The 10,536-nt window shown below is 38.7% G+C and carries 10 protein-coding genes; 7 read left to right on the top strand and 3 right to left on the bottom strand.

From position 1 onward, the window contains the following. A partial coding sequence (locus K5Q58_RS15660) for a DUF2802 domain-containing protein (RefSeq protein WP_259651365.1) occupies nt 1-390 on the top strand: 390 nt, incomplete at its 5' end. 9 nt (nt 391-399) lie between these two features. Here the strand turns inward: K5Q58_RS15660 and K5Q58_RS15655 are convergent. Together K5Q58_RS15655 and K5Q58_RS15650 are read right to left on the bottom strand one after the other, a co-directional pair. Next, nucleotides 400-699 (bottom strand): EscU/YscU/HrcU family type III secretion system export apparatus switch protein, encoded by a 300-nt coding sequence (locus K5Q58_RS15655; protein ID WP_220754841.1) that lies wholly within the window; start codon nt 697-699, stop codon nt 400-402. 26 nt (nt 700-725) lie between these two features. Next, nucleotides 726-2,768 (bottom strand): hypothetical protein, encoded by a 2,043-nt coding sequence (locus K5Q58_RS15650; protein WP_220754840.1) that lies wholly within the window; start codon nt 2,766-2,768, stop codon nt 726-728. A gap of 320 nt (nt 2,769-3,088) precedes the next feature. Between K5Q58_RS15650 and K5Q58_RS15645 the strand changes: the two genes are divergently transcribed. Next, on the top strand, nt 3,089-3,880 hold the full coding sequence (locus tag K5Q58_RS15645; protein ID WP_220754839.1) for a VacJ family lipoprotein: 792 nt from the start codon (nt 3,089-3,091) through the stop codon (nt 3,878-3,880). A 50-nt stretch (nt 3,881-3,930) separates the two neighbouring features. Further along, nucleotides 3,931-5,100, top strand: a complete 1,170-nt coding sequence (locus K5Q58_RS15640; protein WP_220754838.1) for a response regulator — start codon at nt 3,931-3,933, stop codon at nt 5,098-5,100. 124 nt (nt 5,101-5,224) lie between these two features. Here K5Q58_RS15640 and K5Q58_RS15635 read toward each other — a convergent pair whose 3' ends face one another. Then, nucleotides 5,225-6,697 (bottom strand): peptide MFS transporter, encoded by a 1,473-nt coding sequence (locus K5Q58_RS15635; RefSeq protein ID WP_220754837.1) that lies wholly within the window; start codon nt 6,695-6,697, stop codon nt 5,225-5,227. A 614-nt stretch (nt 6,698-7,311) separates the two neighbouring features. Between K5Q58_RS15635 and K5Q58_RS15630 the strand changes: the two genes are divergently transcribed. From K5Q58_RS15630 to K5Q58_RS15615, 4 genes are all read left to right on the top strand, one after another. After that, entirely contained in the window at nt 7,312-7,872 is a 561-nt protein-coding gene (locus tag K5Q58_RS15630) for an OmpA family protein (protein ID WP_220754836.1), read from the top strand. 22 nt (nt 7,873-7,894) lie between these two features. Next, on the top strand, nt 7,895-8,719 hold the full coding sequence (locus K5Q58_RS15625; RefSeq protein WP_220754835.1) for a mechanosensitive ion channel family protein: 825 nt from the start codon (nt 7,895-7,897) through the stop codon (nt 8,717-8,719). 150 nt (nt 8,720-8,869) lie between these two features. Further along, nucleotides 8,870-9,895 carry a low-specificity L-threonine aldolase gene (gene ltaE / locus K5Q58_RS15620; RefSeq protein WP_220754834.1) on the top strand — a complete coding sequence of 342 codons (1,026 nt, stop codon included), beginning with the start codon at nt 8,870-8,872 and terminating at the stop codon, nt 9,893-9,895. A gap of 246 nt (nt 9,896-10,141) precedes the next feature. After that, entirely contained in the window at nt 10,142-10,510 is a 369-nt protein-coding gene (locus K5Q58_RS15615) for a hotdog domain-containing protein (RefSeq protein WP_220754833.1), read from the top strand. Nucleotides 10,511-10,536: the final 26 nt, after the last annotated feature.

Below are 10,536 nucleotides of genomic sequence, written 5' to 3'. Positions count from 1 at the left end.
GAATTGCTCATTATCACCGTTGTTTATGTTGTTAGTTGCGCTGTCATTTGGATGCTCTTCAGTAAAAAGACAACAAAACTACAGAGCAAAGTCGATGCTTTAACTGTATTAGTAAAAGAAAATGATCGACAGCGTGAAACCGTTAAAAAAGAATTGCAAGAATTGCGCAGCGGCACAATCGGTGTCGGTAGACGAGTTGTTGAACTCGAACAGAAAATTAGCAAACAATCTGAGCTTATTGAAGAGGCTAGCCAACAAGATCCGCAATCGAAGATGTACTCTAGAGCCCTTAAAATGGTCGGTTTAGGTGCTGGAATTGAAGAGTTGATGCAAGAGTGTGAGCTGCCAAAAGCAGAAGCGGAGTTAATTATTCGGTTACATAAAAAGTAATTCTGTTATTTATGCTTTTTCGATAATTTTTTGATGAAGGTTGTTCCATTGTTCCGGAAACTTTCCATCAAGCATATAAATAAACGCAATAAGCTCTGCAATTAACGTGTAGAGCTCTTCTGGTACTTCTTCACCTAACTCTAGCAATTGCAAAAAGTTGCTTAGGTGCTCATCTTGGTGGATATACACTCCAGCCTCTTGGGCTAAAGATATAATCTCTTCCGCAATCAAATCTGTGCCAGTAGCTGTAATGGTAGGGGCAGTGTTTCCATCAAAACTTAATGCCACTGCTTTTTTTACTTCAGTCATTTGGATTACCTATCTTGTTTAGAAGGCTATGCATTGGTTTTCACCAAGTAATGATCACCTGGTAACAGGGTTGCTGGTACCACATCAATTTGAGTACTGATATCTCTTGCTTGTAGGCCCACTTGCTGAATTTTACTTGCAAGAGAGGTTTGATATTGCTCAACCTTTTCTAGCACTTTCATATCATTGCCTGTAAAGGTGAGATCAAGGTAATCACCTTGTTTATGAGCCTTCACCAGTAGTGGACCTTGAGCTAGATTAAACTTAAGCTGCAATTGCCAAGCTGCTTTCTCATTATCAGTATCGTCTTGTGGTTCCTTTTCAAACTTACCTTCTAATTGCTCATCTCTTTGGCCAATCGAATATGGCAAAGCAAAATACCAAGTTAGGTTCTGATTAGAGTCGCTACTGCTTTGCTGATAGAGTCCGATACTGCTGGCAAGTTTTCCCATTGCATCAAGGCTGCCAGCTTTATCTAAGGCGGCTAATAATTGTGGCGCAGTAGAATTTGAATTGAATACTTTTTGCTGCAGCTTTGCCATATAAGCTTGTAATCGTGGACTCATTGCTGAGCTGTTAGTGTTTAATTTAAAACCTAAAATTAGCTGAAATAGAGTGGTTATCGCACTACCAGAAAGGTTGATGTTAGAAGCAGAAACTGCATGTGATAAGTTTAAGCTTGCTAGACTTTTTAACTCTGCTTTGAGTAATTCAGGGTTTGCAAGTTCAGTTAAAGGCGACGGGTCGAGTCTTGGGATTAATTTTAACAATTGAGTGGCAAGGTTTTGCTGCAGGTTCGAATTTGCTTGGGTGGCTTGTATTGGCAATGCACCCGCTTTAGATAAATTTTGACTCAGAACTTCAATTGGTGATTTTAAAGCGTTATCTAACCGAGCTTGAGCCGCAGAATGTTCAGGGTTAAGTTTACTGGCAAGTAATTTAAGCTCATTGACTTGATTAGCTGTAAGGGTGTTTTCTGGCTTGAGTAAGTTTTGAGTAATTTGTAAATCCAATTGTTTAAACTGATTTACTGTTAATTTGCTGCCTTGATTTAACTGATGTGTTAATTGCTCAAGAGTCTGGCTATTTAACGGCTGGCGCAATAAAGCATTCAAATTCTGTGGTAAGTCATGATTTGATGTTGTTGAAGTCGAGGACTTTACTGATGAGTTATTAGTGATATTTGCAGTAAAGGGGAGCTGTTCTAGTTTTTTTAAAAATTGGGTTAATACTTGTACTGGTTCTTGTTTACTGATGACGGTATTCGTTGTTTGAACTAAAGCTAAATCTATAGATTTATTTGACGTTGGCGTCATTCTCACACTGTCGATAAGTTGTATTGGACTTAATCTTAAAAGCAGCTGCCCTGCTGATTGGGTAATTTGAGCTAAATTGTGACCTAAAGGCAGCTTGTTAAGCGGTGAAATCATCACGTTAGTGCCATTTTCAAACCGCAAGCGGTTTGTATTTATCTCTACTAAAGGTAAAGGGTAGCCTTGCGGTCGAGAGGCTAGAGTAAGTAGTTGTTGCGAAGATACTCCATTTGATTGTGCTAAGTTTAGTATCTCTATTGGAAGATTCAGTTTAATTGCTTGAGAAACTAAAACAATCTGTTGATTCAAAGGCTGATTTGCTGAATTTACTGCTTGTGCATTCATGGTTTGTAATTGCTGTAAGTTACCTGCGTTAAGCATTAATTTCGCGCCAGTTTGAATTAACCTACTAATTTGTTCATTAGCCTTAAATTGGTAATGTCTGCCATCAATCACAATGGCGATACTATCTGACTTAACTGAACTAGCCGAAGAAATTGAAGCCTGATTGGTTACTGTCGCAGGTAGTAATACGGTGTTAGTTGCTAAAGAACTTTGGGCTAACTGATTGGTTGATTGTTTTGTATTTGATGAAGGGTCAGGGAGATTGTTATTGGTGATATTAGTGCTATTTGAACCAGTGTTTGTAACCTTGGTACCAGAAGTGATTTTTTCTCCATGAGGGTTTTGAACCTCAATTATCGAAGCTCTACTAGTCTGCTTGTCCGTTGATATTGTGTGTTTTATTGATGTCATGGAAAATCTAATAGCACCTTAAAATATGTTCTATTACAAATTAATTGTTGATCTATGAAGTCTCGGCAGTATTCTTAGCGATAATTGATTTACTAGAATGTTATCAAAAATTGCATTTAATCTATTTCGTTTTACATTAACCTTTATCGACTCGAAATGTTGAAGCTTTAATGTTTCAGTGCATTTCCTGTCGGTGATAATTTGTGCTTTACTCAGTAGTAGACAGGTTAGTTACTGTATTGCTTTTGTGCATTATTAATTAATTTTAGTAGATTAAACTTTGATTGTATTGGGTTAGTTATTCCCGTAAAGAGAGATGTATGAAGTATAAATGGATGTTACTTTCTTTGTTGTTGGGTTGTGTTTCTGCTTCAATAAAAGCAGAAGGTGTCAGTGCAGAGAGTACTGAGAGCGAGCATGTTCAAAAACCTGCTGTGGAGATTATCTATACTGATCCCCGTGACCCTATCGAAGGCTTTAACCGTGCAATGTGGGACTTTAATTACCTTATTTTAGATAGACATCTATTTCGTCCTATTGCTCATGGATACAACGATTATCTGCCATCTCCCGTTAAGTCTGGTGTAAATAATTTTGTCCGCAATTTCGAAGAACCAAGCTCTTTAGTAAATAACGCTTTACAGGGGAAGTGGGGCTGGGCAGCTAATGCTGGAGGGCGTTTTACAGTGAATACAACCTTAGGTTTACTAGGGGTTGTGGATGTAGCTGACATGATGGGAATGGTTCGAAAACAGGACGACTTTAATGAAGTGTTAGGTTATTACGGTGTCCCCAATGGCCCTTATTTTATGGCGCCTTTTTTTGGTCCGTATGTGACAAGGGAACTCGCGACAGATTGGGTTGATAGTCTATACTTTCCTTTATCAGAGTTCTTATTGTGGCAATCTATTTTAAAATGGGGATTAAAAAATCTCGATTCTCGTGCTTCTGCTATTGATCAAGAACGTTTATTAGATAATGCGCTTGATCCATATACCTTTGTCAAAGAAGCTTATTTTCAGTATATGGATTACAAAGTTTATGACGGTAATGTGCCTTCTAAACAAGATGACGATGAGTTACTCGAAGAATACCTATCTGAACTCGAGTAACCCTGCCGAAGTATAAAGCTTCTTCGGCAGTTAGCTGCCGAGGGAGTTGTATGGCATTAACAGATGTCGCAGTGCTTTTAGTTGAAGATGATTCAGTTTTTAGACAATTACTCGCGGATTTTTTAACCCAACAAGGTGCCGTTGTATTTGAAGCCTGTGATGGTGACGAAGGCGTCATTGAATTTAAATCACATACTGTCGATATCGTCATTGCTGATTTAAGCATGCCAAGGTTAGGTGGACTTGGTATGTTAAAGCAAATCCTCAAAATAAATCCTGCAATTCCGTCTATTGTGATTTCTGGCAACAATGTAATGGCTGATGTAGTCGAAGCTTTGCGTTACGGTGCTAGCGATTATCTAGTTAAACCTGTTGCTGATTTTAAGATTATTGAACAAGCAATAGAGCAAGCTATTTCACCAGCTAATTCACCTGAGCAATCGTTTGACAGCATAGAATTTGGTCCGTTAGATTTTACTGATAGCGACGCGGTGATGAACTCAGCTGCAAAAATGAGTCAAGATTTATCCTATCAAGAGCTCAGTGATAACTTCACTTTGCTTGAACATAATGCAGAAGCTGCTAAAAGTGTTCAGCAGCAATTATTTCCAGCCTCTAATGTCCATTATCCCAAGGCTCAAATTCATTATAGCTTGTGTAAAAATAGCGATGTCAGTGCCTACTTTATTGATTCGACTATGGTCGGTGATAATCATTTGATCATGTATATGGCTCACTTTCACCCTGAAGATAATCGCGCGGCTTTTGGTTGTGTACTACTTAGAAGTTTCGTAAATCAAAAATTAAAATTGTATAGAAATGGTCTCAGTTCGACCTTGGTTGAGCCATTTAATATGTTGAGTTATCTCAATGATAGAATGGTTAACTCAGGTTTGAATCTTTACGTGGATATTGTTTATGTCGCGATTGAGCTGATGAACTTTCGAGTCGCCATCGGCCAAGCTGGTAGCGGGTTGAGGTGTTACTTAAGAAATGATAATGGTTTAGCGCCACTTGCGCTTTCTGAATCTTTACAGCTTGGTACTGTTGAGTGGAATAAGCCGAGCATGCAGTTTAGAACTTTGATGCCAAATGAGAAAATTTGTATTGCGAGTAATATTTCTCATCACCGGAATCTATTAATGAAGAATAAATTTGATGGATTATTTTATGATGAAGAATTGCCAGCAGGTGGTTTTATGGAGCTAGAAGTTATCTGATGTTTCTGTAGCTGTAGCTGTAGCTGTAGATTGTATGCATAAGATAACCGTAAATTTACATGTCGTTTGAACATAAAAAAACCTCGCTATTGCGAGGTTTTTTTATGAACAATAAACTTAGTACTTAGCTAGGTTTAATTGCTTCATGTTCAGCGGTAACTGCCATTTCTTCAGTTAATGCTTGTTCTTCAGTTTCATTGTGTCCTTCAGCGCCATGCATCCAGTCAACAAGCTTGTCAGCCATAAAGTAAAGAATGATACCTGATACAGCAGAGGTGATTGCGATACCTGCGAAGATGGCCATAGCGTTTGCTAATTGCTCTTCTTTCTCTCCGCCATGTCCAATGAATGAACCAACGATACCGCCTACTTTGTTCGCAATAGCAACGAATAGGAACCATGCACCCATCATAAGCGAAGCAATACGCAGAGGAGCAAGTTTAGTTACCATAGAAAGACCAATTGGAGATAAACATAGCTCACCCATTGTATGGAAGAAATATGCACCGACTAACCACCACATGCTTGATTTAGCATTTGCGTCGCCGCCCATTTCAAGTACAGCACCAATCATGAATAAGAAACCAATACCCAGTAACACGAGACCTAATGCAAATTTAACTGGTGAGTTTGGTTCATTCTTACCGAGGCGGATCCAGATAGAGGCAATCACAGGTGCAAAGATTACAATGAACATTGCGTTAAGAGATTGGAACCATGTAGTAGGAACTTCCCAGCCGCCAATCATACGATCGGTGAAGTCGTTGGTGAATAAGTTCATTAGACCACCGGCTTGTTCGAAACCAGCCCAGAAAATGATGGTAAATAGACCCATAACCATGATGACTTTAATACGGTCACGTTCAATTTTAGTCAGTGGCTCTTTACGCACTTCACCCATTTCCTGTTGCTTTTCTTTTTCAAGTTTAGCTGCAGGGTAGCGACCAATATCACCCAATAGTTTTTGAGCAAAAATAAATTGGATGATTAAAGAAAGTACCATACCAATACCGGCACAAAGGAAGCCCATTTGGAAGTTACCGTCGTAGGCCGCAACAACAGAACCTACAATGATACCAGAAAGGAATGCACCAACGTTGATACCCATATAGAAGATAGTAAATGCCCCATCACGACGATGATCGCCTTCTTCGTATAAGTCACCAACCATAGTAGAGATATTTGGCTTGAATAGACCGTTACCAATGATTAGGGTAAATAAACCAAAATAGAATGCTGTAGTTTCAGCACCAGGGATCCAGCTATGTGGGAAAGCGAGGATGAATTGACCGGCTGCCATTAATGCACCACCAATCATGATGGCTTTACGTTGTCCTAAATAATTATCAGCTAACCAACCACCGATGAGTGGGGTTAAATAAACAAGACCGGTGAAAGTACCGTAAAGTGAGATTGCATCACCTTGTGTCCAACCAAGACCATGTCCACCTTCTGTTTGAACTTTATCTACAAGATATAACACCAGAATGGCGCGCATTGCGTAGTAACTGAATCTTTCCCAGAGTTCTGTTGTAAACAGCAGGAAAAGCCCCTTGGGGTGACCAAGCATGGTCCCCTGTGGTTTTGCATTGCTCATTAAGTCTTCCACCTTAAGCTTGTGATTGCCTGCGGGACAAAGGTCGCCACAGAAATTGTTGTCTGCAATGGTAATTAATTTCAACGTATTGATATTTTCAGGCTTAAGCCTTTTAGTGTTTCAATTTAGTTGCTATAAAATTAATCACTTTGTTGTTTATTTATTATATTAAATATCGTCTTTTTAATGTTTTAATCATGAAAACCTCAAAAAGCTAACCTTATATACCCTTTAAAGCCCCTAGAAGTCAATGCTAGTGGGGCATCTGGCAGAGCAAATACTTGTACAAAATTACCATTTAATACAAATTCTGAGTTACGTGTGTTGTGGTTCAGTGGGGTTTTGTAAATATTGTTCTTTAAAAGTATTGGCGGTGGAGTTGGAGCACAGATGACGAATAATTTAGTACTTAACCTTAAACGAACAATGAACGAGTCTTAGAATTGAATCTATACTTGTGTTTAGATGTGGTAATTGCTTTTCAAAGTCTTAACAAGGCTATAAAATGCAACTCATTGGATTTACGTTGCTAAAGCAAGTTGTGAGGAAAGTCGTTAATGTTTTGGTAACAATTGCTGGCGGTAATTCAGGTAACTAACAAGGTTGGAGATTGTATGTTTTTTAAATTATTACTCTTGTTAGTGTGTACATGTCTCAGCCTGCCAAGTTTTGCTTGGGAAGATACCGATAAAGATGGTGTACCTGATAAAAAAGATGCCTGTCCAGAGACTCCAATGGGTGTTGTGGTGTTAGCTAATGGGTGCCAAGAAATTTCTGATTTAATCCCCAAGAGTGAATTACAAAACTTGGATATGCAGCAAAATAAAATCAGTCATGTTTCTTCAAAACAAGGTTTAAAAATTTATTTTGATTTTGGCCATGAAGATGTTCTAACCACACAATTACCAACAATTGAAAAAATGTTACCTCTTTTACGGGAAAACCAAAATATTTTATTAGTTGGGCATACTGATAATGTCGGCTCTGAACAAATTAATTTAAACCTGTCTTTGCAAAGAGCGTTGTCTGTAAAAAAGGTATTAGTTAATCAGTTTGATTTTGAGCCAAGCGGGTTAACAGTGCTAGGTAAAGGCAGTCTTGAACCCGCGGTTGAAAACAACACTGCTCAACAAAGACAATTAAATAGACGTGTAGAATTTGTAGTTAAAAAATAATTTTTATTAAGGGAGTACAACAATGGATAATATTGAAGGTCTAATGGATCAAGCACCTGAGTTTATAATGACTTACGGTCTTAAAGTTGTCATGGCGATTGTGATATTTATCGTCGGTAAATATCTTGCTAATGTGGCTAAAAAACTAACAACAAAAATGATGTTAGGCCGTAAAATTGATGAAACAGTGGCTTCATTTGTTGGCAATTTAGTTTGGGGATTGGTGTTTGTATTTACCATCATTGCAACTTTAGGGCAGATTGGAGTCCAAACTGCTTCTCTTGTCGCTGTTATTGGTGCCGCAGGTCTTGCTGTTGGTTTAGCGCTTCAAGGTTCATTGTCAAATTTCGCTGCTGGTGTGTTGATGGTTATCTTCCGTCCGTGCCGTGTAGGTGATTTTGTTGAGGCAGCTGGTGTTGCTGGTGTGATTGAAGAAATTACTATTTTCTCTACTAAACTTCGCACAGGTGACAATAAAACTATTATTGCGCCAAACTCAGCGATGATGGACGGCACAATTACCAACTACTCAACTAAAGAAACACGTCGAGTTGATTTGGTTATCGGCGTGGGTTACACCTCTGACATTGCAGAAACCAAGAAAGTTATCTCTTCTGTATTAGACAGTAATCAATATGTACTTAAAGATCCTGCTTACACAGTTGCACTTGGTGAATTAGCAGATTGTTCTATTAACTTTGTGGTTCGCCCATGGGTTAATACTGCTGATTACTGGCCAGCTCATTTTGAGTTACTAGAGCAAATTAAAAATGCGCTAGATGCTGCGAATATTGAGATTCCATTCCCGCAAATGGATCTACATTTAAAAGATATGCCAGCTCAGTAACATTGAATACACATAAATAAAGCCAGCATTAAATGCTGGCTTTTTTGTTTGCAACATTTAACTCAGCGCGGGTAATATTTTTTAAGGTAGAATGAGTTTTTTATAATTTTAAACTGCTTTTAAACGAGCTTGATGTAGTTGAGAATAAACATGATAGATTTTCGAAGTGATACCGTGACTAAACCTACAGATGCTATGCGTAAAGCCATGGCTCAAGCTGAGGTTGGTGATGATGTTTATGGTGATGACCCTACCGTTAACCGTTTACAAGATATGGCTGCAGAGCGTTTTGGCTTTGATAGCGCCTTATTCGTAAGTTCGGGTACTCAAGCGAACTTATTAGCGCTTATGAGCCATTGCGAGCGCGGTGACGAGTATTTATGTGGTCAACAAGCTCACAATTACAAGTTTGAAGGTGGCGGTGCTGCGGTGTTAGGCAGTATTCAGCCCCAGCCTCTTAATAATCAAGCTGATGGTAGTATCTTATTTACCGACATTGAAGCAGCAATAAAACCTGATGATGTTCACTTTGCGCAAACTCGTTTGTTGAGTCTTGAAAATACCATTGGTGGTAAAGTGTTACCGCTACAATACTTAGCCGATGCGCAAACTTTAGCGTTCAATCGAGGTTTGAAAATCCATTTAGATGGCGCGCGCGTTGCTAACGCTGCGGTTGCTCAAAATGTTCAAATAAGCGAGATTACTCAATACTTTGATTCTGTGTCTATTTGCTTATCAAAGGGCTTAGCAGCACCTATAGGTTCAATTTTATTAGGTGATGAGCGGTTAATTAACAAAGCCGTGCGATGGCGTAAAATGCTCGGTGGCGGAATGCGTCAAGCTGGGGTCATTGCTGCTGCAGCAGAACTTGCAATTACGGATCAAGTCGAGCGATTAGCTGAGGATCATGATAATGCTGCTTTACTCGCGCAACATTTAGCTGAAATGCCTGAATTAAGTGTTGATGTTAAACAAGTACAGACCAATATGGTTTTTGCAGAATTAGATAAACGCTACGATGTAAACCATTTAACCTTGTTATTAGCGCAGCAGGGGATACTGATTAGTGCTACTTACTCATTACGTTTTGTTACGCATAAAGATATCAGTCGACAAGACATTTTAACTTTCATTGATGCGTTAAAAACTTGCTTACCACAATCGGTTGTTAAGTAATCGATCATTAAGTAGTCGATAGTCAAGTAAACGAAAGCTGTAACCTTGAATCGCTTACAAAGCATAACTCATTAGAGGTTATGCTTTTTTTTGGTGCAAAGGTTATAAAATCTGCTTCTAGTTAGTTCAACAATATGAATACTCTAAAAGCGTGTTTTTTGTAAGATCTTTAATATCAATTATTTAGCATGATGGTATCGTTCTTGCTACCTCTTTAGGGGTATTCATAATGTAAGGATCAATATAATGGAATATATAAGCCGTCATATTGTAAAACCTATTGATTTAAATTCTGATAAAAACCTTTGTTGCGGCCAATTATTATGTTGGTTGAATCAAGAAACATCGCTTTTTGCCCGCTGTGAAATGCACAGTAAATTGTTAATGCCTAAATTGGTTTCTGAGATTAACTTCATGAGTCCAGCAAAGCTTGGGGATGTGATTGAGTTTGGAATGGAAGTGATTAGTTTGGGACAAAGCTCGATCACTCTTCGCTGTAAAGTACGGAATAGCTTTAATAATGCGCCAATCGCTTTTGTGGATAAAGTGGTATTCGTCAACATCAATGAAAGAGGGTTGCCAGTTCCTCACGGTATTAGAGCCAATGCGGCTTAACCTGCTTGGTATGTAAAAGCCAGCTT

The sequence above is a fragment of the Shewanella sp. KT0246 genome (assembly GCF_019654955.1).
In the GTDB taxonomy this organism is placed as follows: Bacteria; Pseudomonadota; Gammaproteobacteria; order Enterobacterales; family Shewanellaceae; genus Shewanella; species Shewanella goraebulensis.
Note: the sequence above shows the minus strand (reverse complement) of the source record. Positions and strands in the feature narration are given on the sequence as shown.

What these genes read in the sequence shown, in the direction of transcription:
- K5Q58_RS15615 (WP_220754833.1), top strand. Translation starts at nt 10,142, where the DNA reads ATGGAATATATAAGCCGTCATATTGTAAAACCTATTGATTTAAATTCT.
- K5Q58_RS15630 (WP_220754836.1), top strand. Translation starts at nt 7,312, where the DNA reads ATGTTTTTTAAATTATTACTCTTGTTAGTGTGTACATGTCTCAGCCTG.
- K5Q58_RS15635 (WP_220754837.1), bottom strand. Translation starts at nt 6,697, where the DNA reads ATGAGCAATGCAAAACCACAGGGGACCATGCTTGGTCACCCCAAGGGG.
- K5Q58_RS15645 (WP_220754839.1), top strand. Translation starts at nt 3,089, where the DNA reads ATGAAGTATAAATGGATGTTACTTTCTTTGTTGTTGGGTTGTGTTTCT.
- K5Q58_RS15650 (WP_220754840.1), bottom strand. Translation starts at nt 2,768, where the DNA reads ATGACATCAATAAAACACACAATATCAACGGACAAGCAGACTAGTAGA.
- K5Q58_RS15625 (WP_220754835.1), top strand. Translation starts at nt 7,895, where the DNA reads ATGGATAATATTGAAGGTCTAATGGATCAAGCACCTGAGTTTATAATG.
- K5Q58_RS15655 (WP_220754841.1), bottom strand. Translation starts at nt 699, where the DNA reads ATGACTGAAGTAAAAAAAGCAGTGGCATTAAGTTTTGATGGAAACACT.
- ltaE (WP_220754834.1), top strand. Translation starts at nt 8,870, where the DNA reads ATGATAGATTTTCGAAGTGATACCGTGACTAAACCTACAGATGCTATG.
- K5Q58_RS15640 (WP_220754838.1), top strand. Translation starts at nt 3,931, where the DNA reads ATGGCATTAACAGATGTCGCAGTGCTTTTAGTTGAAGATGATTCAGTT.